Source organism: Demequina sp. NBRC 110052 (assembly GCF_002090075.1).
Lineage (GTDB): Bacteria > Actinomycetota > Actinomycetes > Actinomycetales > Demequinaceae > Demequina.
Window position 1 is genome coordinate 550,709 of the sequence record NZ_BBRI01000002.1, and the last position, 26,092, is coordinate 576,800.

Below are 26,092 nucleotides of genomic sequence, written 5' to 3' on the forward strand. Positions count from 1 at the left end.
GGAGGGGGCATGCCATGGCAGGACCGACCGTCGTCGCGTTGGGCGACTCCATCACCGTGGGCGTCGGCGATGGCGCCCAGGATCCCCGGGGTCCGTCGGGCTGGGCCGCTCACGTGGCGGCAGGGCTCGGCGCGGGCCGCTTCGTGAACCTCGCGGTCAACGGGACCCGCGCGCGCTCGCTGGGCGAGACGCAGGTGCCCTCGGCCCTCATGGAGCTGCCCGACGTGGTGCTGCTCACCGTGGGCGGCAACGACGTGCTGCGGGGAGACTTCGATGCGCGCGAGATCGAGAGCCACGTGCGGGACGCGCTCGCACGCCTCACCCGTCCGGGACGGATCGTGTGCCTCGCGACGATCGACAGGATCGGGCTGTTCGATCTCGTGGGAGCGCGCGTGGGCGAGCTCATGGGCCGCCGTGTGGTCGCCACGAATGCCGCGCTGGTGCGTGCGGCGATCGGCACGGGCACGGTCGTGGTGGACGGAGCGGCGGCCCTGGCTCCGGTCGGCCCGCGCGCGTGGCACATCGACCGCGTGCACCCCTCCGCGCTGGGTCATCGCGCGCTCGCCGCACGGACGCTCATGACGCTGGGCGCGCCGCGCGCGGCGCTGGCAGCGATCCCGTCGGCACCTCCGTCGCCCGCGCTCGGGGCACGCCTGTGGTGGCTCGCGCGGCACGGCACGCCGTGGGTGGCGAAGCGCTCACGCGACCTCATCCCGCAGGTGGCCGGCGTCGTCGCACACGAGCTCGCGGAGGATCGACGACGCCGACGCGCGACGCCCGCCTGAGCGCCCCCGCACGCGACGGAGCCCCGGTCCGCTGTGCGAACCGGGGCTCCGGGGAGGCGGGGCGGGCACCTCGTGGCGCCGCGCGCCCCGCGGGAAGGCTGCTAGACGAGCCAGCCGTTGCTCTTGACCACGTCGAGGGACCTCCACCACTTGCCGAGGCCGATGTCCTGACGTTGCAGCTCGACGAGCACGATCGCAGGGATCGCGAGACCCATGATGATGTGGTCGTCGAGGAACGGGTTCGTGGTCGGCCACAGGTGGGACGTGTACATCATCAGCAGCATGAGCGGCGCGGTCCAGGCCGCGACCTTGGTGCCGATGCCGAGCATGAGCGCGAGTCCGATGCCGAGCAGTCCGATCATGAAGATCCAGTCGGTCCAGCGCTGGTCGGCCAGGCCCTGGTAGAAGTCAGCGAAGGGGCCTGTGGCGGAACCGAGGTAGCCCTTGGTGACCGCGCCTCCGGACAGCCACGCACGCTCGCACATCACTGCGATGGTGCCAGTCTCGCCGTCCTTGCAGGTCGAGAATCCAAGTCCGATCAGCTTGTCGAAGAAGGGCCACAGAAAGTAGAAGCCGAGCGCGATGCGCGTGATGCTCAGGAGCTTCCAGCCCAGGGACGAGCCAGCATTGACGGAGGTGCTGGCTACCTCATTGTTGACTGCCATTGTCTTCTCCCTCTCGAATTCCGGTTTCGAGTGTCGGGTGACTCGTCATCGAGCACCTACGTCACACGGTAGACCTGTCACCATTTCCACGCGCAGGACGTGAGTCCCGGATAGAATTGCCTGCTAGAACCTCAAATCGGGCCGCATGCCCTGCCAGGTATACGCTGTGAGCCCCGGGTTCTCCCCCTCGCGCGGAACCCTGCGCGCACCGCGGGGCGTCCCGCTCCAGCGTCGGCCGTAGGCTGTCGTCATGACGATGCCGTTCCTCGCCCTGCCGTCCGAGACCACCGCCTGGCCCGCCTTCCTCACCGAGCACCTGGGCTCGCGCCTGACCGCCGCACGCGCGGCAGTCGAGGAGCTGCGCGAGTCCGCGCCAACCGACCCGGGGACCTGGATCGAGCGCTGGAACGTCGGCGACCTCGCGCTCGCGGACGTGCTCGAGCTGTCGTCCGTGATCGCAGAGGCGCATGCCGACAAGGCGGTGCGCACCCAGGCTGACGAGATCAGCACTGAGGCCCGGACGTTCGCGCTCGCACGCTTCCAGGACCCGCACGTCTACGCGTCGCTCGCCGCGCTCGACACGACCGCGCTCGACGCCGAGGCCGCCGAGGTCGTGCGCCGCCTCCTGGGCGACTTCGAGGCCCAGGGCGCCCACCTCGACGCCGAGGCGCGGGAAGAGCTGGCTCGCATCGACGCACGCCTCACCGCCCTGTCGGTCGAGTTCTCGGAGCACATCCGGGACTCGGTCGGCGAGATTCGCATCGCCCCAGACCGACTCGGCGGACTCCCGCAGGACTACATCGACGCGCACCCGGCCGGGGAAGACGGACTCGTCCGCGTCACCACGGAGTACCCGGACATGCTCCCGTTCCTCGACATGGCGGACGACCATGTGGCGAGACTCGAGCTCACGCTCGCGGACCGCAGCCGCGCCTACCCGGAGAACGAGCCCGTACTGCGCGAGATGCTCGAGCTGCGCCACCGCAAGGCCGTGATGCTGGGCTTCCCGGACTTCCCCACCTACGCGACCGACGCGATGATGATGAGCGACGGGGCCGGCATCGGGGCGTTCCTGGACGAGGTTGCCGCGGCCGCGCGGCCCGCCGGCGAGCGTGACGTCGCTCGCCTGCTCGAGCTCGCCCGGCGCGACCGCCCCCAACTGGCAGCGATCACGGCGGCGGACTCGCGGTACTACATCGAGAAGCTGAAGGCCGAGGAGCACGGCGTGGACTCGCGCGCGGTGCGGACCTACCTCAGCTACCCGAAGGTGCGCGACGGGATCCTCGCGCTCATGGGCCACCTGTTCGGGGTGGAGTTCGTCGCGGTCGAGGCGGTGAGCTGGCACGACGACGTCGAGGTGTACGACGTGCGGGACTCGGGAGAGACCATCGGGCGCATCCGCCTGGACATGCATCCGCGCGAGGGCAAGTTCGGCCACGCCGCATGCTTCGGCGTCGTGCCGGGGATCGCAGGAGTGCAGCTGCCAGAGTCGACCCTGCTGTGCAACTTCTCGCGCGGACTGCTCACGCACGACGAGCTCGAGACCTTCCTGCACGAGTTCGGCCACCTGGTCCACGCGATCTTCTCGGGCCACCACCGGTACGTGCGGACCGCGGGCTTCGGCGACCGCTGGGAATGGGACTTCATCGAGGCACCGTCACAGCTGCTCGAGGAGTGGGCGTGGGATGCGCGCGTGCTGCAGCGCTTCGCGACGAACGAGGCCGGCGAGCCGATCCCCACTGAGCTCGTGGATGCGATGCGCGCGGCACGCGACACGTGCATGGGACTGCTGACGTGCCGCCAGTTGGTGTACGGCGCCCTGAGCCATCGGCTTCACCGTGACCACCCCGAGGACATCGACGCGCTGTACAACGCCGTCGAGCGCGAGTTCGACGTGCGCGAACCGATTCCCGGCACGCACGACTGGGCGAGCTTCGGCCATCTCACGGACTACTCGTCGAACTACTACACGTACCAGTGGTCCCTATCGATCTGCCGCGACCTGTTCACGGCCTTCGACACGGACGACCTGCTGGACCCGGCCCCCGCGCGCCGCTACCGCGAGCGCATCCTCGCGCCCGGCGGCACCAAGCCAGCCGCGCAACTGTGCGAGGACTTCCTCGGGCGCCCGTACTCGACGGCCGCGTACCAGGAGTGGCTCGCGAGCCTGTAGGCGCCTCAGGCCTCGAGCGGCGCGACGAGCAGCCGATCGAGGAAGTCGGCGAGCGCGCCCGCCATATCGGTCGCCCCTCCGTCGAGCAGCCACTGCACCTGCAGTCCGTCCATGACGGCGACGATCTGGCGCGCGGCGACGTCCGGCCGGACTCCCGCGCGCAACTCCCCCGCCTGTGCAAGATCCTCGAGGGCGAGCGTGAGGTCCGCCAGCAGCGATCGGTAGCGGTCCTGGAAGTACGCATGCGCCGGGTGACCAGGGTGGGTCGACTCCGCAGAGAGGGTCGCGTACAGCTCGACGATGCCCCGGCGTCGCGCATTCACCCGAGCCGTGCGGACGAGCGACGCGAGGGTGTCGCGACCCGGTCGCCCGTGCGTCGGGTTGTCGACGCCGTCCTGCTCATCCCTGCGCGTCAACGCGGCCATGAGCAGCGCTTCCTTCGTCGGGAAGTGATAGAGCAGCCCAGGGTGCGTGAGCCCACAGCGGGCCGCGATGTCGCGCAGCGAGGTGCCGAGGTAGCCGGTCTCGCCGAAGATCTCGATGGCCGTGTCCACGATCATCGCGCGCGTCGCTCCGCCCTTGGCGGCCGCGCCGCGGCGAGGCGGGTCGACGGTGGTCATGCGCTTCCTCTCGGTAGGGGCGTCCGCGTTCGCGCTCGGGTGCTCTCGCGAGTATTCTTACCGATTGGTAAGAAAAGCGCGAGCCCGGCCCCGGCCGGCCCTCCCGATGACGCGAGACAAGGACGACAACCGTGACCGCACCCGCCTACCTCGACGCGACCCAGCCGACGCCCGCGCGCGTCGCGGACCTCGTCAGCCGCATGACCCTGGCCGAGAAGGTCGGCCAGATGATGCAGATGCACACCTACGACGGGGTCGACCACCTCATCGAGAAGTGGCACGTGGGCTCGATCCTTCACGCATCGCCGGACGGCCTCGCGCGTGCGCACGAGCTCCAGGACCGCTCGCGGCTCGGCATTCCGCTGCTGATCGGCGAGGACTGCATCCACGGGCACTCGTTCTTCAAGGGCGCGACCATCTTCCCCACCCAGCTGGGACTCGCGGCGACCTTCGACCCCGAACTGATCCGCCGCGTCGGGCGGGCGACGGCGCGCGAGGTGAGCACCACCGGCATCCACTGGACCTTCTCCCCCGTGCTGTGCATCGCGCGCGACCTGCGGTGGGGGCGCGTGAGCGAGACCTTCGGCGAGGACCCTTGGCTGATCGGCGAGCTCGCGTCGGCGCTGTTCCACGGCTACCAGGGCGACGGCGCAGGCGACCGCGAGGGCATCCTCGCCACGGCGAAGCACTTCGCCGCGTACTCGGAGACCCAGGGCGGGCGCGACGCCTCCGAGGCGGACGTGTCGCGCCGCAAGCTCCGCTCATGGTTCCTGCCTCCGTTCGAGCGTGTGGCCCGCGAGGGCTGCCGCACGTTCATGCTCGGCTACCAGGCGATCGACGGCACCCCGATCACCATCAACGACTGGCTCCTGAACGACGTGCTGCGAGGCGAGTGGGGCTACGACGGCATGCTCATCACTGACTGGGACAACGTCGGCAACCTGGTGCGCGAGCAGCGCCTCTTCCCGGACTATGCGGAGGCGGCGGCCGCCGCCGTCAAGGCCGGCAACGACATGATCATGACCACCCCCGACTTCTTCACGGGAGCGCAGGAGGCGGTCGCGCGAGGACTTCTGGACGAGGCTCTCATCGACGCCGCCGTCGGCCGCATCCTCACCGTGAAGTTCGACATGGGCCTGTTCGAGGACCAGCGCCGCCCCGACGCCGCCCGCCAGGCCGAGGTGATCGCGTGCGACGAGCACACTGCGCTGAATCTCGAGGTTGCGCGCCGCTCGATCGTGCTGCTGTCCAACGACGGCACGCTGCCCCTGAAGCGCTCCGCCACGCACACGCTCGCCGTCGTGGGCCCCAACGCCGACGACCCCGATGTGACGCTCGGCGACTGGGCGGGCGCGTCGGGCCAGGCCGACTGGCTCATGGAGGGCCATCCGCGCGAGCAGATCGCCACCGCGCTCGATGGGCTGCGGGCCCTCAGCGGCGCTGAGGTGACGTACGCCAAGGGCGCCGACATCCTCACCGTGGAGCCCGACCCGGCAGGCGGCTACTTCGCCGATGGCCAGCCGCGCGCGCAGATCGTCGTGCCCGCACACCCCGACGAGAGGCTCATCGCCGAGGCCGTCGCCGCGGCGCACGCGGCCGACGCCGTGGTCGCCGTCGTGGGAGACCGGGGCGAGCTCGTGGGCGAGGCCAAGTCAACCGCGACCCTCGAGCTGATCGGAGCCCAGGTCGCGATGCTCGACGCCGTGCTCGCCACCGGCACGCCCACCGTAGTCGTGCTCCTCGCCTCGAAGCCGCACGTGCTGCCTGCATCCGTCCACGAGAGGGCAGCGGCGATCGTGTGGGCCGCGAACCCCGGCATGCAGGGCGGCACCGCGCTCGCCGAGATCCTCTTCGGTGACGTCGAACCCTCGGGACGCCTACCCATCTCGTTCGCACGCCACGCGGGCCAGCAGCCAACCTTCTACAACCAGATCGACGCTCAGCACGGCGTGCGCTACGCGGACCTCACGCAGGAGCCCGCGTGGGTCTTCGGCGAGGGCCTCACCTACACCACAGTCGAGTACGCGAACCTCGAGGTGCTCACGCCGTCGCTCACGCCCGACGCCGTGGTCAGGGCCGCGGTGACGGTCGCCAACACGGGCACGCGCCCTGCGCTCGAGACGGTGCAGGTCTACGTGCGCGACGTGAACAGCTCCGTGACGTGGGCCGACCGCGAGCTCAAGGCGATCCGCCAGGTCGCTCTCGAGCCAGGAGAGTCCGCACGGGTCGAGATCGAGGTGCCCGCGAGCGCATGCACGATCGTGAACGCACGCGAGGAGCGCGTAGTCGAGCCCGGCGACTTCACCTTGCTCGTAGGCCCGTCGTCACGCCGGTCCGACCTGCTCGCGGGCGCCTTCCGGATCGAGCCCACCCCGGCGTCGGCCATCTCCTAGGATCGCTCCCGTGGCACACTCTCCCGTCTCTCCCGAGCTGAGACGCGCCCGCCTGGGCGTGTCGATGGTCTTCTTCACGAACGGCATCGTGCTCGGCGGCTTCGCGCCGCGCATCCCCGAGATCCGCGACTCGCTCGAAGTCTCGTACGGCGGGCTGGGCCTCGCCATGGCGATGTGGCCCGTGGGCGCACTGCTGCTCGGCCTCGTCGCGGCACCCATGATCCGCACCCTGCGCTCGTCCCGCGTGGCGGTCGTGGGCATGGCAGTCAGCGCCGTCGCGATGCTCGCCGCGGGAGTGGCCCCGTCGCCGGTATGGTTCGGCGCCGCGCTGTTCGTCGTGGGAGCCACGGACGCGTGGGTGGACGTCGCACAGAATGCGCACGGACTGCGCGTTCAAAGGCGATACAAGCGCTCGATCTTCAACTCGTTCCACGCACTGTGGTCGATCGGCGCCGTGACGGGCGGCCTCATCGGAGGTCTCGCCGCCGGACTGCAGGTCTCGGTGCCGTGGCAGTTCGGCGCGTCGGCGGTCGCCGTTCTCCTCGCCAACGCCGTCGCCTATCCGATGCTGCTGCCGGGGCCAGAGCCGCGTCACGCCGGGGCCGAGGGCGCGGACGAGGCGGGACTTCCGCACTCCGACGCCCCCGCGCACACCCCGCTTCACCGCATCCCGCTGCGCACCTGGGGCCTCCTGCTCGCGCTCACCGTCATCGCCATCGGCGGCGGGTGGGCGGAGGATGCCGCGTCCACCTGGTCCGCGTCGTACATGCGTGACGAACTCACGGCTGGCGCCACGCTCGCCGCGCTGGCCTTCGTCGCAATGCAGGGGCTCCAGTTCGTGGGCCGACTGCTCGGGGACGGCATGGTGGACCGCTGGGGTCAGCGCGCGGTGGCCCGCGCGGGCGGAAGCCTCGTCGCCGTCGGCATGGGACTCGCGCTCGCGTTCCCGTCGCAATGGGGGACGATCCTGGGCTTCGCCGCGGCCGGGTTCGGCGTCGCCACCCTGATTCCCGGCGCGATGCACGCGGCGGACGAACTGCCGGGGCTGAAGTCCGGCACCGGCCTGACGATCCTCTCGTGGCTCCTGAGGCTCGCCTTCCTGCTGTCGCCCCCGCTCGTCGGAGCGATCGCCGACGCCGCGAGCCTGCGCGTCGGACTGCTGCTCGTGCCGGTCTTCGGAGTGCTCATCGTGGCGCTCGCGGGAGCGATGGCGCCGCGCAGACCGACGGTTGACGCCTAGGGGCGCACGCGGGCGCGTGCGGTCGACGCGCGGGCGGACCAGGGATGCTGCACGATGTCCGCATGGGGTCGTTCGTCAAGCAGCGCCACGAGGTCACAGGCTCGCACTATGAGGCCGAGGCAGCGGGGCTGCGATGGCTCGCAGTCCCCGGCGGTGCACGCGTCGCGCGAGTGATCTCCTTGGGCCCACGCAGGCTGGAGATCGAACACGTCGAGCCCGTGCGCCCCACGGGCGACGCCGCGTACGACTTCGGCCGCGCACTCGCGCGTACGCACGCCGCGGGCGCCGTCGAGTTCGGCGCCCCACCCGAGGGCTGGGACGGGCCGCTCTATATCGGCGAGCGCGAGATGCCGTCCGTCGCGGCTTCCACCTGGGGAGAGTTCTACGCGAGCGGCCGGGTCATGCCGTTCGTCGGCCCCGCGCTGCAGGCAGGCCACCTGAACGAGGACGAGGCCGCCGTCGTGGCGGAGGCCTGCGAGGCGATCGCGTCGGGGACTCTCGACGACGACGCTCCCCCGGCCCGCATCCACGGCGACCTCTGGGCCGGCAACGTCCTCTTCGGGCGCGAAGGCGTCGTGCTGATCGACCCGGCCGCGCACGGCGGCCACGCGGAGACGGACCTCGCGATGCTCGCGCTCTTCGGCGCTCCCCACCTCGCCGACATACTCGAGGGCTATCAGGCCGTCGCGCCCCTGCGTGAGGGGTGGCGCTCGCGCATCCCGGCGCATCAGCTTCACCCGCTCGCGGTGCATGCGGTGGGGCACGGACGCTCGTATGGCGTCGCGCTCGTCGAGGCGGCCAGGCGCACGCTCGCGCTCGTCGCGTGAGGTCGGCTAGATCTCGACGGCCTCTCCTTCGCCCAGTTGCTCGATCGGCACGGCGACGTGTCCCGGAGCTCCCCAGTGCTTCGCCGCCATCGACAGCCCGATGTCGCTGAAGGCAGCGTCGTGGATCGCGATCGCCCGGCGCGGCGAGACAGCGTTGACATACGCCGCGGTCTCGGCGAAGCGTGTCCACGGCCCACTGATCGGCACCAGGAGCGTATGCACGGCGACGTGCGGCACCTCGTATGAATCCCCCGGGTGCAGCACCCTCCCGCCGAGCAGATAGCCGACGTTGGGGTCGCGCGGCACGTGCGGATACACCTCGGCATGCACGCCGCCGTGCACCGACACCTCGAGGCCCGCGAGGCGGAACTCGTCCCCAGGCTCCACGGGCTTCACCTGAGCCCCGATCTCCGTGAAGCGCTCGATCACCGACTCGAGCCCTCTGACGGGAAGCGAAGGCCGGCGCGCGAGCTCTGCGCTCAACGCATCGGAGTCGAGGTGATCGGCGTGAGCATGAGTGAAGAGGACGGCGTCGGCTCGCGCCAGCAGCTCGGGGGTGCGCGGATCGAACGACCCGGGATCGATCAGCACGGTCCGACCGTCGCGCTCGAGTTCGACGCATGCGTGGCGATGCTTGGTCAGTCTCATGGAGCTCCTCTCGACCGGCTCCACTCCACCGTACGCTCCGCGTCCACGGCTCGGCGCGCGACTCAACCCGCGGCGGCGCCCACGATCGCTCGAGCACGAGCCACCGCGGCGTCGAGACTCTCGACGAGGTGATCGCTGTCGGCAAGCGCATCGAGAGCCCCCGTGTGCTCCAGGAGCCCCACATGCCGGTCCTGCACGCCCTTGATCAGCACCGTGACGCCCCTGCGCTCGAGAGTCGTCACCACCTCGCCGAGCAGCTGGGCCCCTGTGGCGTCGAGCAGGCGCAGCTGCGACATGCGCAGGATCACCACCTCGACGCCGCGGATGCGCGCCACCCGCTCAAGGACCCTGTCAGCGGCGCCGAAGAACAGCGCGCCGTCGAGGCGGAGCAGCGCGATCCGCTCGTCGCCCGCGACAGCCTCGCCCGGAAGTTCCTCGCGGTGCACGCCCGCGGCCTGCGACACCGCCCGGAGCGCGAACACGGCGGCGACCGCGACTCCGATCACGATCGCGTAGATCAGATCGACGCTGACGGTCACGAGCGCGGTGAGGACGAACAGCAGCGCGTCCTGCCTGGACGCCTTCACGACCGATCTGACGACCCGAGGCCTCACCATCGAGGCCGCGGTCACCATGAGGACGCCCGCCAGCGCGGCGAGGGGCACCCGCGCGACGAGGGACGACGCGACCAGCACCACGCCCAGCAGCACCGCCGCGTGCGTGACTGCGGACACCCGCGTCCGCGCCCCCGCCTTCACATTGACCGCCGTCCTGGCGATCGCGCCCGTGGCGGGCATCCTGCCGAACAGGCCCGACGCGATCGACGCCATGCCCTGCCCCACCAGTTCGCGATCGGCGTCGTAGCCGCCGACGTCGCTGTAGGTCGAGGCGACCCTCGCCGAGAGGAGCGACTCGATGGCCGCCAAGGCAGCCACTGCCAGCGTGGGGCCCGCGAGCGTCTGCAGGGTCGCAAGATCGATGGCGGGCAGCTGCGGCGCCGGCAGGCCCGTGGGGAGCTCGCCGATCGACGGCACCGTCGACCCGAGCGCAACCGCACCAGCTGTGGCGAGGACGATCGCGACGATCGCGCCGGGCACCGCGCGCGTGAGCCGCGGCCACACCGCCATCACGCCGACAACGGCGATCACCACGGCGAGCGAGTGCCATCCGATCGCCCAGTCGGCGTGCAGCACCGAGTCGAGCGCAGCCCTCCACGCCTTGACTCCGTGCGAGCTCTCGGTGGCGCCGACCGCGGCCGGCACCTGCTGCAGGAAGATGATGATCGCGATGCCCAGCGTGAAGCCTTCGATGACGGGCCACGGGATGAGCCCCACAAGCCGGCCGAGCCGCGCGAACCCGGCGGCAGCGACGAGCACTCCGGCGAGGACCGTCACCAGCGCGAGAGCGCCGAGCCCGTGCTGTGCAAGCACCGGTGCCAGCACGACGACCATCGCTCCCGTAGGACCCGAGACCTGTACGTGGGAGCCGCCGAGGACGGCGGCAACCACGCCCGCGACGATCGCGGTGATGAGGCCGGCCTCCGCGCCAGCGCCTGAGGAGACGCCGAACGCGAGAGCCAGAGGCAGGGCGACGACCCCCACGGTCAGTCCGGCGAGCAGATCGACACGCCACGAGGCCCGCAACTCGGCGTAGTCACGGCGACCGGGAAGGAGAGCGCGCCACCCCGCAGCGCTCACAGCGCGCCCTCAGGGATGGGCCCACCCTGGCGGCGCGCAAGCTCCTCGTGCGACGCGAGGACATCGCGAAGCAGGGCACGCGCCGCGGCGAGCAGTCCCGCGACGGAGGGGTGCGCGAGCCGATAAGTGACGTGTCGCGCGTTCCGCTCAGACACGACGAGCCCGTAGCCGCGCAGCACGCGGAGGTGCTGGGAGAGGTGTGAGGGCTCGAGGCCCGTTGCGTCGATGAGCTCGGCCACAGTGAGCTCGCGCTCGGCAAGCAGCTCGAGGACTCGGATCCTCAGCGGATGTGCCAGGCCCTTGAAGAGGTCGGCCTTGACCTCGTTGAGCGGTCGTCCCGTGTTCATTGACTTCCCCTCGACATCCAGGTCCCATATGACGGATTCATCATGCCATCACTCTAGGCCTCGTCGCACCACTCCCGTCGAGCAGTCCGCACGGATCGGGACGCGACACGCCGCCGACCGCCCCCGGGAGACCGTACGACGCGGCATGTCGCGCGGGAATCCGTGCGGAGCGCCCGGGAATGTTCCTGAGAGCCTGGCGTTGATTACATGCAGATGCATATAATCGGACGCAAGCTGCGCCCCAGAGCCCTAGGAGTCATCATGCAGTTCGGCATCATGTCCGTCTCGGACATCACGCGCGACCCGGTCACGGGCCACACCCCCTCGGAGGCGGAGCGCATCGACGCGATCGTCCAGATCGCCAAGAAGACCGAAGAGGTGGGCCTCGACGTCTTCGCGATCGGCGAGCACCACAACCCGCCGTTCTTCTCCTCGTCCCCCACGACTCTGCTGGCGCACATCGCTGCGCTCACCGAGCGCCTCGTCGTCACGACCTCGACCACGCTCATCACCACGAACGACCCGGTGCGCTTGGCCGAGGAGTACGCGATGCTCCAGCACCTCAGCAAGGGCCGCATGGATCTCATGCTCGGCCGCGGCAACACCGCGCCCGTGTACCCGTGGTTCGGCCAGGACATCCGCCAAGGCCTGCACCTCGCGCTCGAGAACTACAACCTGCTGCACCGCCTGTGGCGCGAGGACGTCGTGGACTGGGAGGGCAAGTTCCGCACGCCGCTCCAGGGCTTCACGTCCACCCCTCGTCCGCTCGACGACGTGCCGCCGTTCGTGTGGCACGGCTCGATCCGCACCCCGGAGATCGCCGAGCAGGCCGCGTACTACGGCAACGGGTACTTCGCGAACAACATCTTCTGGCCCAAGGAGCACTACCAGCGCCTCATCGAGTACTACCGCAAGCGCTTCGAGCACTACGGCCACGGCACCGGCAAGCAGGCGATCGTCGGTCTCGGCGGCCAGGCGTTCATCGCGAAGAGCTCGCAGGACGCGCACGCGCAGTTCCGCCCCTACTTCAACGAGGCGCCTGTCTACGGCAACGGCCCGGCGATGGAGGACTTCGAGGAGATGACGCCGCTCAGCGTGGGCTCGCCGCAGGAGGTCATCGACAAGACCCTCACGTTCCGCGAGGCGTTCGGCGACTACCAGCGCCAGCTGTTCCTCATGGACCACGCCGGGCTGCCGCTCAAGACCGTGCTCGAGCAGCTCGACCTGCTCGGCGAGCACGTAGTGCCCGTGCTGCGCAAGGAGCTCGAGGCCAAGCGCGACCCCGAGGCCCCCGCGAACCCGCCGTCGCACGCCGACCTGGTCAAGGCGAAGTATGGCGACGAGGCTCCGCGCCAGCCCGCACCGAACGCCAACCGCGGCGACAACGTCACGGGCGGCTCGCCCTACCAGGACTCCGAGGCGGAGGTCACCGCCTACCCGACGCTGTGACCGCCCCGGCCACGACGTCTCGCCTCACTCGCGGTCGCACCGCGCTCGCGAACGAGGCCTGGGAGGCGGTGCTCACCGCCTACGCGGAGCTCATGCGCGACTTCGCGTCCGAGGAGGTCTGGTGCGACGCCTCGATGCGCGAGTACGACGTGCTGTACACGCTGTCCAAGTGCGACGAGCCGCAGCGGATCACCGAACTGGGCCGACACGTGCTTCTCAGCCAGCCCGGCCTGTCGCGCCTCGTCGACCGCCTCGTCGAGCGAGGCCTCGTGTCCCGGTGCGTCGACCCTGGCGACGCACGGGCCGTGCACGTCCAGCTCACCCAGGAGGGCCGCGAGGTCCAGCGCCGCATCGGGCGCGGACACGGCCGCTCCGTCGCCGAGGCGATGACCTCGGCCCTCACGGACGAGGAACTCACGCAGCTGCGCGCCCTCGCTACCAAGCTCGTCTCCACCGCAAGGGAGCATTCATGACCACCGACCCCTACCGCCTCGTCGTCGTCAGCGCCGGCGTCTCGGACCCTTCCTCCACGCGACTCCTGGCCGACCGCGTCGCCCAGAGCGTCGTCAACGCCGCCTCCGAGTCGGGCCGCAAGACGGCTGTCACCGTGATCGACCTCCGCGAGCTGCTCCCCGAGCTGCCCGCGGCGCTGTCCACGCAGCTGCTCGGCCCGCGCTTCGAGCGCGCCGTCGCCGCGCTGGGCCAGGCCGACGCGGTGATCGCCTCGACGCCCGTCTACAAGGCGGGCGCCTCGGGCCTGTTCACGTCGTTCTTCCAGGTGCTCGACAACGACCTCCTCATCGGCAAGCCAGTGATCCTCGCGGCCACCGCCGGAACCGCGCGCCACGCCCTCGTCGTGGACGAGGAGATGCGCGCTCTGTTCGCCTACCTGCGGGCCCTTCCCGTGCCCACGAGCCTGTTCGCCTCCACGGAGGACTGGCAGGACGACGCGCTCGCGACGCGCATCGACCGCGCCGCGCACGAGCTGGTGCTGCTGATGGCCTCGGGCTTCGCGCGCGACGTGCGAGAGCAGTCATGGAAGCGCTACCAGCACTCGTACGGGTCCGCTGGCGGCACCGAGCTCGACGTCGACACGGACACCGACCTCATGCGGCTCGCCGCCGGCGGATCGCTGCTCGGAAGCAAGGACCCGTTCGACCCTCGGGAATCCTGACACCGCGGGGAAGCGTTCGCGCACGGTGCGCGTTGACTCGGCCATGAACAGCCAGGAAGCCGACCGTTCGCTCGAGGTGCGTCGCGTCGACGAGCGCCAACGCTACGAGATCCTCGTTGCCGGCGAGCTCGCCGGCTTCGCGGAGTTCCGCGAGCGCGGCGACCGGATGATCTTCACGCACACCGAGGTGGATGCCTCGTACGAGGGTCAGGGTCTCGCCTCGCGACTCGTCGCAGAAGCGATCGACGACGCGGTGAAGCGCGACCGCGTCATCGTGCCGGCGTGCCCCTACGTGGCACGCTGGCTCACTCGACACGACGTCCCCGGCGCGCGCATCGAGTCCACCTGATCCTCGCTGGCGTCAGCGCCAGGAGATATCCTCTTTCAGTTGCCCTCGGCGCGAACCCGCGCTCCCCGCACTCCAGGAAGGCCTCGCCGCCGCATGTCTGATCGCACGCAGCTGACCGCCGTCGATACAGCCGTATCGGATGTCGACGCGGATCTTGCGCGACGCAACCGGACCGTCATCTGGATGCTGATCGTCGCGGCCTTCACCGTGATCCTCAACGAGACGATCATGGGAGTAGCGATCCCGCACCTCATGACGGACCTGGGGATCTCGGCCAGCCAGGCGCAGTGGCTCACGACCGTCTTCCTGCTCACGATGGCCGTAGTGATTCCCACGACGGGATTCCTGCTCCAGCGCTACCCCACGCGGGGCCTCTACCTGCTCGCGATGGGGCTGTTCACCGCTGGCACCGCGCTCGGAGCGCTCGCGCCGGGCTTCGAGGCGCTGCTGGTCGCCCGCATGGTCCAGGCCTCGGGCACCGCCATCATGTTCCCTCTGCTCATGACCACCGTCATGGAGCTCGAGCCTCCCGCCACGCGCGGACGCCGCATGGGCAGCATCTCCGTCGTGATCTCGGTCGCTCCCGCGATCGGTCCCACGGTCTCGGGCCTCGTCCTCTCGGTCGCGAGCTGGCGTTTCCTGTTCGTGGCGGTACTGCCCGTGGCGCTCACGGTGCTCGTGCTGGGCTATCTGCGCATGCGCACGGTCAACGAGCCGACCCGCACACACATCGACGTGGTCTCCGTGCCGATCTCCGCGCTCGCCTTCGGCGGCATCGTGTTCGGCCTGAGCCGTCTGGGTGAGGGCGTGGGCGAGGACCCGACGGTCGCGTTGTGGTCCTTCGGCATCGGGCTCTCCGCCATGGCGCTGTTCGTCTGGCGCCAGCTCGCGCTCCAGCGCGAGAACCGCGCGCTGCTGGACCTGCGCACCTTCCGGACCCGCACGTTCGCGGTCGCGGTCGCGACGTTCGCCGCGGCCATGATGTCACTGTTCGGCGCGATCATCCTGCTGCCGCTCTTCACGCAGGGCGTGCTCGGACTGACCGTGCTCCAGTCGGGGCTCATGCTCCTGCCTGGCGGCCTCACGAGCGGTCTCCTCGCGCCATGGGTGGGGCGAGCCTACGACCGCATCGGGCCGCGGCCGCTGCTGATCCCCGGCGCCGCGCTCATCGCTACCGCCATGCTCCTGATGGCGCTGTCCGCTTCCGTCGGCGCGCACTGGTGGCAGATTCTCGCGGCCCACGTCACGATGAGCGTCGGGCTGGCGCTGACGTTCACCCCGCTGTTCTCGGCGAGCCTCGGCTCACTTCCGCAGCGCCTGTACTCGCACGGTTCGGCGACGGTCTCGACGTTGCAGCAGGTCGCCGCCGCCGCCGGCACGGCGCTGTTCATCTCGGTGATGGCGCTCGTCACGGGCTGGGGCCTCGCGGACGGCCTGAGCGAGGCCGCTGCACAGGCCGGCGGCATCCGCGCCGCATTCACGGTCGCCGCTGTGATCGCAGCCGCAGGGATCGTGCTCGCGTTCTTCATCCAGCGGCCCGACAGCGCCGACGCGCACTCACCTGCGGTTCACTGAGCACCTCTGGGGCGCCGAGCGCGCGGATCTTCCCGCTCGCGCGCACCCGTCAGGTCTCGAGCGGAAGCACCGCCACCTGGAGGCTCGTCTCACCGTCGGGATCGCCGCCCCACACGAGCGTGACCGAGATGCCGTCCCCTTCGAGCTCGGCGTAACCGCCGACCTCGACGTCGCTGCTGTACTCGCCGCGCGCGAGCCCCGCGCCTTCGAGCGCGGCGATGTACGCCTCCACGGCTGCCGATCCGGCGACCGCCATCACGAGGATGGTGGTGTCGCTCTCGGAGATCGCAGAGAGGATGGTCCCCTCCGGCACGGGTACGCCCGCAGGCCACGACTCCGGCACCTCGACGCCGTCACCGTTGAGGTCGACATCGACGCTGCCATCGGTGCCCCGCTCGATGGCGTCCTCGACGGCATTCTCGATGCCGTCGCCCACGGCGTCGTCGACCGCGCTGTCGATCGCACCGCAGCCCGCCAGCGCAAGCGCGACCGCCGCCGCGACCAGTCCTTCACACCACCGCACACGCATGTGTTCCCCCGTCCCTCTCCTGCGTCCCAGCATCGCCCCGGCGCGCCGTCAGAGCAACCGGGAGAGCCTGCGGCTCGGCGGGCTCACAGGAGCCCGCGAGCGCGAGCGACGACCCGGCCGCGCTGCGAGTCCCAGAATCGGTGGAGCATCGCCGCCAGCTCGTCGGCGCTCTCGTCAGCCCCGAAGGCCTCGGTACCGGGCTCGAAGCGGACTCCGTCGGCGAGCGAGCCGAGCGCCACCGGATCGAACCCGAGCATGTCCACGAGGCGTGCGACGGTCGCGACGTCCCGGGGATGGTCGCCCGCGATGGCCGCGCCTCGGCGCTCGGGATGCCCCAGGGGAAAGGCCAGATTCTCGAGCTCGTAGAGGCTCATGTGACCCAGCGCCTTCACGACCCGGGAGTCCGTGAGATGGGCCTGCACGGTCTGGGAGGTCGAGGTGGTCGGATCGTCGAGGTCGGGCCGCGCACCGTCCAGCTCCCACCAGTAGTTCATCGCGTCCACCACGAGGGCGCCCGCGAGCGCCTGCGGGTCGAGCTCGCGCAGCCGTCCGAGCGGGATCGCAAGGACCGTCACGTCGGCACGACCGGCCTCCGCCAGGGTGACTGCACGTGCTCCCGGTGCTTCCCCGTCGACTCTCGCGCGCGTGCGGTCGACGTCGCCCGCGCCCGCGACCAGCACCTCGAGTCCAGCGGCCAGCGCGAGACGCGCGAGCGCGAGGCCTACCCTCCCGGGCCCGACGATGCCGAGCGAACGCACCTGGCCGGCCGGAGCGTCGGGCATGCTCACGCCTCGAAGGCCGCCACGTCGGAGTCCGCGAGTCCGGCGGCCACTCGTGCGCGCATGTCCTCGGACATCTCCGGCAGCGCGTCGACGGGGAAGAACCGCGCATCGGTGTTCTCGCCGTCCGCGGGTCGCGGCGTCCCCGAGACGTAGCGATAGCGGAATGTGAGGTCCAGGTACTGCGAGCGGTCGCCGTTCTCGTACATCATCTCCGGCAGCGCCTTGACGCGTACGAGCGCCTCCGGCCGCGCAATCACGTCGGCCTCCTCGAGGCACTCTCGCGCACCCGCCACCGCGGGCTCCTCGCCGGGGTCGATGATGCCCGTCACCGGCGTCCAGGCACCGTTGTCGGAGCGCCTCACGAGCAGCACCTCACGCCCCGACTCGCCCTCGCGTAGCACGACTGCGGTCACGCCTGACAGCCACAGCAGGTCGTGACCGATCTGCGCACGAAGATCCAGGATGAACTCGGGTGTCGCCATGCGCCCAACCTACCTGCCGTCGCTCACGCGTCAGCGGGCACGCGCACCCAGCCGGGGTGCTTGGGGGTGCGTCCATCGCCCGACGAGCGTCCGGTGAGGCGACGGCCGATCCACGGCAGCACGTACCGGCCCACGTAGCGGGCCTGCTCGAGGACGCCTCCGCGCGCGGGATCGGGCTCCGCGACGGTCGGCAGCGGCGTCTCGACGTCCAGGTGCGTGAGCACGCGAGCGGCGACGCGGGCATGCCCGAGCGCGTTGAGGTGAAGGCGGTCCTCGGACCAGTACACCGGGCGGCGCAGCTCGTGGTCGATGAGGTTGTCGACGACGCTGGCGTGTGGCTTGTTCTCGATGTACTCGTCGATGCGTCTCATGAACTGCGAGGCACGTTCGACCATGAGCGCGCCGCGCGGAAGCTGCGCGGACGGGTCGCCACCCGAGAGGACGACGAGCCGCACGCCCGCCTCCTCAGTGCGGTCGATCACGCGCGCCACGAGCGCCATGAGCTCGTCGAGGTCCCAGCCTGGCCTCAGCATGTCGTTGCCGCCGCCGTCGATGGTCACCAGGTCAGGCAGCGGGTCGAGGGCGAGCGCGGCGTCGCACTGCTCGGTCGCGATCGGCGCGAGCAGGCGCCCCCGGATCGCGAGGTTGGCGTAGTCGACGGGCTCGTCGAGTCCCGCTGCGAGGCCCGCGGCGACCAGGTCGGCCCAGCCGCGCACCGCCCCGCCCTCGACCTCGTCTCCTACACCTTCCGTGAAACTGTCACCGATTGCCACGAAGCGCATGCGATCAGGATACGGGGAGCCCGTGGGACGCGCGCCGGACTCGACCGCCGGCGACACGGAGCCCGGGACCTGCGGCGCACACGACTTCGCTCTCCGACGCGATAGCGTCATGCCATGACACTGCTGTCCGGAGACCAGGTGACCCTCGAGCACGGCGCCCAGAGCGTCACGCTCGCCACGATCGGCGCCGCGCTGCGCACCTACGCGGTGGGCGGACGCGACGTGGTCCAGCCGTTCGAGGCCGATGCGGTCGCGCCCGCATTCCACGGCATGGTGCTCGCGCCGTGGCCCAACAGGCTCGCAGACGGCGCCTACGAGTTCGCAGGGCGTGATCTCCAGGTTCCCCTGACCGAGGTGGACCGCCGCACGGCGCTGCACGGGCTCGCATGCTGGCAGCGCTGGGAGATCGAGTCCGCGACCTCCGATGCGGCGACGCTCGTCCTCGACCTTCCCGCCTCCCCCGGGTACCCGTTCTCGCTGACCGTCGCGACGACCTATGCGCTCTCCGACTCGGGACTTGCGATCACCACCCGCGCAACCAATACGGGCCACGAGCCGCTGCCGTACGGCGTCGGCTTCCACCCGTGGTTCTCCCCCGGCGACGGCCCCCTCGACGCGTGCACGCTCAGCCTCGATGCGGGCTCGCGTGTGCTCGTCGACGACAGGCTGCTGCCCACCGGCACAGCGCCCGTCACGGACTCCTACGACCTGCGCGAGGCGCGGCTCATGGAGGGGATCTCCCTCGACGACGCGTTCGTCGACGTGATCCGCGACGGCGACGGACTGTCCTGGTCCCGCCTGTCGTGCCCCGACGGCGCCGTGACCGAGATCTGGATGGACTCCGCGGCGCAGGCGTGGCAGGTGTGCACGGGAGACGCCGTGCCCGGAGTGCGGCGCTCGTCGGTCGCGATCGAGCCGATGTCGTGCATCGCCGACGCATTCCGCACCGGCGACATGCTGGTCACCCTCGCGCCAGGCGAGTCGCACGAACTCGCGTGGGGCATGCGCCTGAGCCGCTGAGTCGGCAACCCCGCGCGAGGCAGCGGGATAGTCTCGTGAGGTGACCTCCGCGCTCGCTCCGCTACCGCCCGGGCGCAAGGCCATCTTCCTCGACATCGACGGCACCTACGCGGATCACGGACAGGTCCCTCACGCGCACGCCCACGCGGTGCGCGCGGCGCGCGCCGCCGGACATCTGACGTTCCTGTGCACCGGCCGGCCGCGCTCCTTGATCTTCGATCACGTGCTCGCCGCAGGCTTCGACGGCGTCGTCGCAGCGGCCGGCGGACACGTCACCCTCGGCCACGAGGTACTCGAGGACGTGCGCTTCCCGCGCGAGCTCGCCGCGCGCACGATCGCCGCACTGGACGCGCAGCGCGCCGCCTACTGGGTGGAGGCGCCTGAGGCCACGTATGCGCGCGAGTCCACGATCGACGCGATCGTGGCGCATCGCGAGCGGCGCCGGCAGCGCGACGCGGAGGCCTCCGATCCCGAGGCAGCGCACTCCCGCCAGGACATCTCCGCTCATCTCACGGCCGTCGAGGACCTCTCCTCGGTGACGTTCGCGAAGATCACATCGCTCGCCGCGAACGCGCCACTCGCGCAGATCGCGGCGAGCATCGGGCCTGCGGTCGCGTCCATCCCGAGCTCGATTCCCGAGCTCGGTCCCGGGGCCGGCGAGCTGTTCCTCGCGCATCTTCACAAGGCGCGCGGCATCCAGACCGTCATCTCCAAGCTCGGTCTCACGCCCGACGACGTGGTCGCCTTCGGCGATGGCTTGAACGACCTCGAGATGCTCGAGTTCGCGGGCACCGGCATAGCGATCGAGGGGTCGCATCCCGACCTGCTGGCCGTGGCCGACGCGACGTGTGCCGGCCCGTCCGAGTCGGGACTGGCCGACGCCTTCATCGCACTCGGCCTCATCGAGGCCTGAGACGCGAAAAGCCGCCCCGAAGGGCGGCTTCTGCGGTGCTGTCTCCACACCACGTGGAGCTGAGGGGACTCGAACCCCTGACCCCCTGCATGCCATGCAGGTGCGCTACCAGCTGCGCCACAGCCCCGTGACCCGAAGGTCAGGCGCTCCGAAGAGCGAGTTAGATGATAGCCCAGATTCCGATCCAGGTGTTAATCCTGCGCCAACCCTAGTCGACGTCCGGCGCCTCACCGCGGCGAGGCATCCGCGCAGCGGAGGGATCGATCGCATAGCGCTCGAGCGACCACGCGCCCGTGCTCGATCGGGTCATCACGTTCCAGTGCCCGTGCGGAAGCTTCCCGAGCGCGGTGGAAAGCGGCGGGATCCCCAAGAGCGCGAGCGCGCCGAGCATGAGCGCGCTGCCGTGGCTGACCACCGTGACCAGCTCCCGCCCATGCACGGCCTCCTCGAGACACTCGGCGACGCGCCGCCCCACCTCCACGGACGTGCCCCATCCGGGGATGTCGGGGTCCTCGCCTCGCATGCGGGCCGCGTACTCCTCGGGCCACCGTGCGCGCACCTCGTCCCAGGTGCGCCCCTCCCAGGCGCCGTATGAGCGCTGCGTGAGGCGCGCGTCGGACACGGGCTCCATCCCCACGAGCCGTCCGATCTCCGCAGCCGTGTCGAACGCACGCGCCAGCGGCGAGGTCAGCAGGGCGTCGGGCGTGCCGTAGGCGGCCGCGAGGTGCTGGCCCGTTGCGACCGCCTGCGCCCGCCCCTCAGCGCCCAGCGGCACGTCGAGGCTCCCCTGCAGCCGCCCCTCGACGTTGTAGTCCGTGCGACCGTGGCGCACCAGGATCATCGTCGACATCTCAGCCCCTCACCGGGTCCGCGCCGACGTTGTGACGGTCGAGCGACCACGCGCCCGACGCGGTGGGCACCAGCCGCGACCAGCACGCATTCTCAAGGTTGCCGAGCGCTCGCCCTGTGCTCGGCAGGCCGAGCAGGCTCATGAGCAGCATCCGCCCCGTCGAGCCGTGCGAGACGAACACGAGATCGCCGCCGCCTGACGCTTCCACGCGCGCCGTCCACTCGTCCGCCGCCGCGACGCTGCGCGCAGTGAGGGCCGCGTGGGTCTCGTAGCCCTCGATGCGCGGCTCGAGCCCTGCCTTCCAGCGGTCGTAGTCCTCCGGATGGTTCACCTGGCGAAGATCGGCCTCCATGCCCTCCCACACGCCATAGGACCGCTCCGCGATGCGCGCGTCCTCATGAATCTGAACATCCCACCCTTCGAACAGGATCTGCGCAGTCTCGCGCGCCCGCGACAGCGTGGAGGCGACGACGGTCGGCATGCCCTCGAGCTGCGCGAGCAGGCCGGGCGCAGCGACCGAGGCCTGCGCACGCCCCGTGTCGTTCAGCGGGATGTCGGACGAGCCCTGCAGGCGGTTCGCGAGATTCCAATCGGTCTGGCCGTGCCGGACCACGAAGAGGCGGGTCACTCGGCGTCGGGCAGCGGCACGACCGGACAGTCCTTCCACAGCCGCTCGAGCTCGTAGTACGCGCGATCCTCCTGGTGCATCACATGCACGATCACGTCGTTGAAGTCCATGAGCGCCCACCGGCCCTCGCGCATGCCCTCGCGCCGGATGGCCTTGGCCCCCTGGTCGAGCAGCGCGTCCTCGATTCCCTCGGCGATCGCCGCCACCTGGCGTTCATTCGTGCCGGAGGCGATCAGGAACACGTCGGCGAGCGGCAGCTGCTGCGAGACGTCGAGAGCGACGACCTCCTCCGCCTTCTTGTCCGCCGCCGCACGCGCGGCAGCCTCGGTCAACGCGAGCGCGCGCGAGGAGGCGGTCACGAGCCGGGCCCCGCGAGCTGCCACACGAGCACTCCGCACACGAACGCGACCGCGCACAGGACGGCCAGGTGGGCCCATCGGAAGTCGCGGGCTCCGCCTGCGGGGTTGAGCCGTGCTCCCTCTTCAGGGACCTCGATGCCGCTGGTCACCGGAATCGCGGCCGTGATCGGGATGGAGCCGGTCGTCGTGGGCGCCTGGCCGAAGGCGATCGCCTGCGGGATCGCGCCGGTCACGGGCGGCGCATACGACGTGCGCTGGCCTCCCAGAGGGGTCGCCTGGGGAGCGCCGCCGGTCGCCGGACGCAGCAACTGCGTGAGGTCGGGGCGCGGGAGCTGGTCGCTCGGAACGTACTCGTTCGGGTCGAACGACGGGGCGTCCGCGTCCTGCAGCGGGTGATGCTCCCACGGGCTCGGGGCAGGCACAGGGGCATGCAACTGCGACGCCGCCTCGGCATCCTGCGCCGAGCGCGCAGAGAATCCCGACGGCGCGTGCACAGAAACCTCGCCGCTCACCGAAGGGAACGTGGGCTGAGGAGGCGGAGCGTCCTGGATCGCGCTCTCATGGACAGCCGTGGTCGGCTCGCGCTCGACGCCGGCGGGCGCGGCCGGCGCCACGTCGGTCGCCACCTCAGGCTCCGGCCCATGCGCGGGCCGCGACGCGCGCTCGAGGCCCGCCATCGCCTGTGCGGTGAGGCGACGGAACTCCTCGGCTGGGTCGGTCTCGGTTGCCAGTTCGGGGTCCTCGGCGGCGGGCTGCGCTGCCGCGGGAGGCTCGACGGGCGCGTCCGGCTGCGGCTCAGGTGCAGGCTCCGACTGCGGGGCTGGCTCCGGCTCGGGATCTGCAACTGCCTCGGCGTGAGTGTCCGGCTCGGGAGTCGGCTCGGGGCGCGAGGCAGCGAAGCCCTCCGCCATCAGGCGCGCCTGAAGCGAGCCCGGCGGGAACAGGTGGCGAAGGCTCTCGGGGACGGCGTTGGCGGGGTCGTCGGCCGCCGGCGCGGGCACGGCTTCGGCCTCGGCTTCGGCCTCGGGCTCGGCCGCAGGCGCGTCTGACGCCGGCACTGGCTCGAGCCGCTCCGTGAGGTCAGTCAGGTCGTCCCATTCGCTGGCAGCGGGAGGCGCGGTCTCGGCTGCCTCCGCGGGCTCAGGCGTGGGCTCTGCGACATCCGCGTGCTCCACCGCTGGCGACACCTCGGCCACGGGCTCGGACACGGCAGCCGGCTCGGGTGCGGACTCCTGCTCGGGCTCGGCCTCCGAAGCCGCATGCACCTGCACGGGCTCTGGCGCCACGGGCGCGGCCGCCGCGTCGGTCAGGGAGACCCGTCGCAGCTCGGCCGAGGTGCGGGCGGCCTCCTCGGCGGCCTCCTCGGCCTTGCGCTTCGCGAGGCGCTCCTGCTCGGCGATCACGTCGGGCGTCATGGCGGGGAGCTGACCGGTCGCGATCATCTCCTCTTCCGCAGTCCACGTCTCCATGGGCTGCTCGGACCGCTCGAGCGCTCGCCGCTCACGACGCGACAGGGCGCGGCCGTCAGGGGTCTGCGTCGGGATGTCGCCTGTGCCAAGCTCGGCGGCCTGGGCCTGCTGCTGGGCGCGCAGTCGGCGCTCGCGCCGCGACAGCGGCGCACCCGCGTCAGTCATCCCGTCCTCCGGTGTAGAGATCATGCTCGACGATGTAGTCGGCGACGCAGTGAGGGACCAGGTACCTGATGGGCGCACCTTCCCTCACTCGGCGACGCACATCCGTCGAGGATACATCCAGGGCGGGGACGTTCACCAGCACGAAGGGCCCAGGTGCGTCGGGCGTCCCATGCCCCGGGCGGGATACGCCCACGAAGGTCGCGAGCTCGTGCAGACGCGCGGGCTCCTTCCACTCATCGAAGCGCTCGAGGGCGTCGTATCCGGTGATGAAGAACAGTTCCGCGTCGGGTAGCTGCGCCCGCAGATCCGTGAGCGTGTCGAGCGTGTAGGTGATGCCTCCGCGGTCGACGTCGACGCGGGACACCTGGAGCCTCGCGTCCTGCGCGGCCACCCGCTCGAGCATCGCGATGCGGTCCTCGTCCGACGAGACGGGCTCGTCAGTCTTGAACGGCTGCGTGGCCGTGGGCACGAGGAGCACGCGATCCAGGCCGAGCGCGGCGCACACCTCGCTCGCCGCGGCGAGATGGCCGTGGTGGATGGGATCGAACGTCCCTCCCAGGACGCCGATGCGCGGTGCCGTCACGCTCAGTGGCGCGTGCCGACGCTCCGGAAGGCGTATGTGACGAGCAGCAGGCCGACAAGGCCCGCGAAGGCGAGAAGGCCGATCGCGGGGGCATTGATCGTGGACTCGTGCACCGCCTCGGCGGCGGGGGCAACCTCGGTGAAGATCACGTCAGACTCCTTCGGGACTTGGCGACCAGTATTCCACGCCGCGACCGCGCCCACCGTCAGCGTCCGCCGCCCGGCGCGCATGAGCCACGTCAGGGGCGGATGTGCCCGTCGCCGTACGCGATCCAGCGCGTGGTGGTGAGCTCGCCGAGCCCCATCGGCCCGCGCGCGTGGAGCTTCTGCGTGGAGATGCCGATTTCCGCGCCGAGGCCGAACTCGCCGCCGTCGGTGAAGCGCGTCGACGCGTTGACCATGATCGCAGCCGTGTCGAGGCTGCTGACGAAGCGCTCCGCGGCGTTGATGTCTTCGGTCACGATCGCCTCCGTGTGGCCGGTCGTGTACCGCTGGATGTGGTCGATCGCCTCGTCGAGGTTGCCGACCACCTTCACCGCGAGGTCGAGGCTGAGGTACTCGGTGGCCCAGTCCTCCTCGGTCGCGGAGACGATGCTCACCGTCTCGGGCGCAAGCGACGCCGTCTCGTCGTCCCCGTGCAGCACCACCTGCTCGGCGGCGAGCGCCTCGAGTAGCGCCGGCATCACGCGCTGGGCGGCATCCCGGTGCACGAGCAGGGTCTCGGCGGCATTGCAGACGCCGACGCGGTGCGCCTTCGAGTTCACGGCGATCGCGACGGCGCGCTCGGTGGGCGCCGAGGCGTCGATGTACACGTGGCAGTTGCCTTCGCCCGTCTCGATGGTCGGCACGGTCGACTCGCGCACGACCGCCTGGATCAGCCCGCGCCCTCCGCGCGGGATCAGCACGTCGACCAGTCCCCTCGCCTGCATGAGCGCGGTCGCCCCCGGGCGGCCGTATGCGTCGATGGACTGCACGGCCTCGCGGGGCAGTCCCACAGACTCGAGCGCGTCCTGGAGCACCGCCACGATCACCTCGTTGGATGACGCGGCGGCCGAGCCGCCCCGCAGCACCGCCGCGTTGCCGGACTTCAGGCACAGCGCCGCAGCATCGACCGTCACATTGGGGCGCGCTTCGTAGATCATGCCGACCACGCCCATCGGCACGGACTTCTGCAGCAGTCGCAGCCCGTTCGGGAGCGTCGAGCCGCGGCGGACCTCGCCGACAGGGTCCGGCAGTCCGGCGACGAAGCGCAGCGCGCCCGCGATGGCGGCGACCCGGTCCTCGGTGAGCGTGAGGCGGTCGAGCAGCCCCTCGCTCATGCCGCCTTCCCGCTCGCGCGCCACGTCCACGGCGTTCGCCTCGACGATCCGCGGCGCCTGCGCGATGAGCGAATCGGCCATGGCATGAAGCGCCTCGTCCTTCACGGCTCGCGTGGCGGTGGCGAGCACGCGTGAGGCGAGCTTCGCGTGCTGGCAGATGTCGTGCACGGCGGCCTCGACGTCGACGTCGACGGTGGTGGCGGTGTCGGTCATGCCGACCAGTCTAGGCCGCGCCACGCGGGCCGCCCGGGTGCTCGCTGGCACCACCGG

Annotated in this window: 28 protein-coding genes and 1 tRNA gene; 12 read left to right on the forward strand and 17 right to left on the reverse strand. The window is 70.9% G+C overall.

All coding sequences use genetic code 11. The annotated features are described in order from the left end of the window. Positions 1-14 precede the first annotated feature (14 nt). Positions 15-785 (forward strand): SGNH/GDSL hydrolase family protein, encoded by a 771-nt coding sequence (locus tag B7K21_RS02630; RefSeq protein WP_084073584.1) that lies wholly within the window; start codon positions 15-17, stop codon positions 783-785. Positions 786-886: 101 nt separating this feature from the next. On the opposite strand, the gene B7K21_RS02635 is transcribed toward B7K21_RS02630, so the two are convergent. Next, the gene (locus tag B7K21_RS02635) at positions 887-1,450 is read right to left on the reverse strand and encodes a hypothetical protein (RefSeq protein WP_084073587.1); all 564 of its coding nucleotides are present in this window, start codon (positions 1,448-1,450) and stop codon (positions 887-889) included. A 250-nt stretch (positions 1,451-1,700) separates the two neighbouring features. Here B7K21_RS02635 and B7K21_RS02640 point away from each other — a divergent pair, with 250 nt between their 5' ends. Then, positions 1,701-3,623, forward strand: coding sequence for a M3 family metallopeptidase (locus tag B7K21_RS02640; protein ID WP_084073589.1), 1,923 nt, complete (start codon positions 1,701-1,703; stop codon positions 3,621-3,623). 5 nt (positions 3,624-3,628) lie between these two features. Here the strand turns inward: B7K21_RS02640 and B7K21_RS02645 are convergent, their stop codons facing one another. Beyond that, positions 3,629-4,243, reverse strand: a complete 615-nt coding sequence (locus tag B7K21_RS02645) for a TetR/AcrR family transcriptional regulator (protein ID WP_084073592.1) — start codon at positions 4,241-4,243, stop codon at positions 3,629-3,631. A 131-nt stretch (positions 4,244-4,374) separates the two neighbouring features. Here B7K21_RS02645 and B7K21_RS02650 point away from each other — a divergent pair, with 131 nt between their 5' ends. The 3 genes from B7K21_RS02650 to B7K21_RS02660 all read left to right on the forward strand — a co-directional run bounded on the left by B7K21_RS02650 (position 4,375) and on the right by B7K21_RS02660 (position 8,703). Next, positions 4,375-6,636, forward strand: a complete 2,262-nt coding sequence (locus tag B7K21_RS02650; protein ID WP_234989150.1) for a glycoside hydrolase family 3 N-terminal domain-containing protein — start codon at positions 4,375-4,377, stop codon at positions 6,634-6,636. Between the two features lie 10 nt (positions 6,637-6,646). Further along, on the forward strand, positions 6,647-7,876 hold the full coding sequence (locus tag B7K21_RS02655; RefSeq protein WP_234989151.1) for an MFS transporter: 1,230 nt from the start codon (positions 6,647-6,649) through the stop codon (positions 7,874-7,876). 62 nt (positions 7,877-7,938) lie between these two features. Next, positions 7,939-8,703 carry a fructosamine kinase family protein gene (locus B7K21_RS02660; RefSeq protein ID WP_084073594.1) on the forward strand — a complete coding sequence of 255 codons (765 nt, stop codon included), beginning with the start codon at positions 7,939-7,941 and terminating at the stop codon, positions 8,701-8,703. A gap of 6 nt (positions 8,704-8,709) precedes the next feature. Here B7K21_RS02660 and B7K21_RS02665 read toward each other — a convergent pair whose 3' ends face one another. From B7K21_RS02665 to B7K21_RS02675, 3 genes are all read right to left on the reverse strand, one after another. After that, the gene (locus B7K21_RS02665) at positions 8,710-9,351 is read right to left on the reverse strand and encodes an MBL fold metallo-hydrolase (protein WP_084073596.1); all 642 of its coding nucleotides are present in this window, start codon (positions 9,349-9,351) and stop codon (positions 8,710-8,712) included. Positions 9,352-9,413: 62 nt separating this feature from the next. Next, positions 9,414-11,048 (reverse strand): SulP family inorganic anion transporter, encoded by a 1,635-nt coding sequence (locus B7K21_RS02670; protein ID WP_084073599.1) that lies wholly within the window; start codon positions 11,046-11,048, stop codon positions 9,414-9,416. After that, positions 11,045-11,395 carry a helix-turn-helix transcriptional regulator gene (locus tag B7K21_RS02675; protein ID WP_084073602.1) on the reverse strand — a complete coding sequence of 117 codons (351 nt, stop codon included), beginning with the start codon at positions 11,393-11,395 and terminating at the stop codon, positions 11,045-11,047. The genes B7K21_RS02670 and B7K21_RS02675 overlap by 4 nt, the downstream gene beginning before the upstream one ends. Positions 11,396-11,656: 261 nt before the next feature. Between B7K21_RS02675 and B7K21_RS02680 the strand changes: the two genes are divergently transcribed. The 5 genes from B7K21_RS02680 (at position 11,657) to B7K21_RS02700 (ending at position 15,942) form a co-directional block, all read left to right on the forward strand. Next, positions 11,657-12,844, forward strand: a complete 1,188-nt coding sequence (locus tag B7K21_RS02680) for an LLM class flavin-dependent oxidoreductase (protein ID WP_084073604.1) — start codon at positions 11,657-11,659, stop codon at positions 12,842-12,844. Next, a complete protein-coding gene (locus tag B7K21_RS02685; protein ID WP_234989152.1) occupies positions 12,841-13,317 on the forward strand; it encodes a MarR family winged helix-turn-helix transcriptional regulator in 477 nt (158 codons plus the stop codon). The genes B7K21_RS02680 and B7K21_RS02685 overlap by 4 nt, the downstream gene beginning before the upstream one ends. Next, complete coding sequence (locus B7K21_RS02690; RefSeq protein WP_084073607.1) at positions 13,314-14,018, forward strand: CE1759 family FMN reductase; 705 nt, start codon at positions 13,314-13,316, stop codon at positions 14,016-14,018. Before B7K21_RS02685 ends, B7K21_RS02690 begins: the two co-directional genes overlap by 4 nt. Positions 14,019-14,061: 43 nt before the next feature. After that, on the forward strand, positions 14,062-14,367 hold the full coding sequence (locus B7K21_RS02695; RefSeq protein WP_084073609.1) for a GNAT family N-acetyltransferase: 306 nt from the start codon (positions 14,062-14,064) through the stop codon (positions 14,365-14,367). A gap of 93 nt (positions 14,368-14,460) precedes the next feature. Further along, positions 14,461-15,942, forward strand: coding sequence for a DHA2 family efflux MFS transporter permease subunit (locus B7K21_RS02700; protein WP_084073611.1), 1,482 nt, complete (start codon positions 14,461-14,463; stop codon positions 15,940-15,942). 49 nt (positions 15,943-15,991) lie between these two features. Here B7K21_RS02700 and B7K21_RS12550 read toward each other — a convergent pair whose 3' ends face one another. From B7K21_RS12550 to B7K21_RS02720, 4 genes are all read right to left on the reverse strand, one after another. Further along, positions 15,992-16,471 (reverse strand): hypothetical protein, encoded by a 480-nt coding sequence (locus B7K21_RS12550; protein ID WP_084073614.1) that lies wholly within the window; start codon positions 16,469-16,471, stop codon positions 15,992-15,994. 83 nt (positions 16,472-16,554) lie between these two features. Further along, positions 16,555-17,253, reverse strand: a complete 699-nt coding sequence (locus B7K21_RS02710; RefSeq protein ID WP_084073616.1) for an NADPH-dependent F420 reductase — start codon at positions 17,251-17,253, stop codon at positions 16,555-16,557. A gap of 2 nt (positions 17,254-17,255) precedes the next feature. Then, the gene (locus B7K21_RS02715; protein ID WP_084073619.1) at positions 17,256-17,735 is read right to left on the reverse strand and encodes an NUDIX domain-containing protein; all 480 of its coding nucleotides are present in this window, start codon (positions 17,733-17,735) and stop codon (positions 17,256-17,258) included. A 23-nt stretch (positions 17,736-17,758) separates the two neighbouring features. Next, on the reverse strand, positions 17,759-18,517 hold the full coding sequence (locus B7K21_RS02720; protein ID WP_084074778.1) for an SGNH/GDSL hydrolase family protein: 759 nt from the start codon (positions 18,515-18,517) through the stop codon (positions 17,759-17,761). A gap of 114 nt (positions 18,518-18,631) precedes the next feature. On the opposite strand from B7K21_RS02720, the gene B7K21_RS02725 reads away from it, so the two are divergent. Next, entirely contained in the window at positions 18,632-19,537 is a 906-nt protein-coding gene (locus tag B7K21_RS02725) for an aldose 1-epimerase family protein (RefSeq protein ID WP_084073621.1), read from the forward strand. A 40-nt stretch (positions 19,538-19,577) separates the two neighbouring features. Beyond that, positions 19,578-20,450, forward strand: a complete 873-nt coding sequence (locus tag B7K21_RS02730; protein WP_084073624.1) for an HAD-IIB family hydrolase — start codon at positions 19,578-19,580, stop codon at positions 20,448-20,450. A gap of 54 nt (positions 20,451-20,504) precedes the next feature. Here the strand turns inward: B7K21_RS02730 and B7K21_RS02735 are convergent. From B7K21_RS02735 to B7K21_RS02765, 8 genes are all read right to left on the reverse strand, one after another. Then, positions 20,505-20,577 (reverse strand) — tRNA-Ala (locus tag B7K21_RS02735). Between the two features lie 81 nt (positions 20,578-20,658). Continuing rightward, entirely contained in the window at positions 20,659-21,300 is a 642-nt protein-coding gene (locus B7K21_RS02740; RefSeq protein WP_084073626.1) for a histidine phosphatase family protein, read from the reverse strand. Between the two features lies 1 nt (position 21,301). After that, complete coding sequence (locus tag B7K21_RS02745) at positions 21,302-21,928, reverse strand: histidine phosphatase family protein (RefSeq protein ID WP_159448389.1); 627 nt, start codon at positions 21,926-21,928, stop codon at positions 21,302-21,304. After that, on the reverse strand, positions 21,925-22,287 hold the full coding sequence (gene rsfS / locus B7K21_RS02750) for a ribosome silencing factor (protein ID WP_084074779.1): 363 nt from the start codon (positions 22,285-22,287) through the stop codon (positions 21,925-21,927). The genes B7K21_RS02745 and rsfS overlap by 4 nt, the downstream gene beginning before the upstream one ends. After that, entirely contained in the window at positions 22,284-23,945 is a 1,662-nt protein-coding gene (locus B7K21_RS02755; protein ID WP_159448390.1) for a hypothetical protein, read from the reverse strand. Before B7K21_RS02755 ends, rsfS begins: the two co-directional genes overlap by 4 nt. After that, positions 23,914-24,504 (reverse strand): nicotinate-nucleotide adenylyltransferase, encoded by a 591-nt coding sequence (nadD, locus tag B7K21_RS02760; RefSeq protein WP_307155776.1) that lies wholly within the window; start codon positions 24,502-24,504, stop codon positions 23,914-23,916. Before nadD ends, B7K21_RS02755 begins: the two co-directional genes overlap by 32 nt. Before the next feature lie 2 nt (positions 24,505-24,506). Beyond that, entirely contained in the window at positions 24,507-24,653 is a 147-nt protein-coding gene (locus tag B7K21_RS12555) for a hypothetical protein (RefSeq protein ID WP_159448391.1), read from the reverse strand. An 89-nt stretch (positions 24,654-24,742) separates the two neighbouring features. Further along, positions 24,743-26,035 (reverse strand): glutamate-5-semialdehyde dehydrogenase, encoded by a 1,293-nt coding sequence (locus B7K21_RS02765; protein ID WP_084073636.1) that lies wholly within the window; start codon positions 26,033-26,035, stop codon positions 24,743-24,745. Positions 26,036-26,092: the final 57 nt, after the last annotated feature.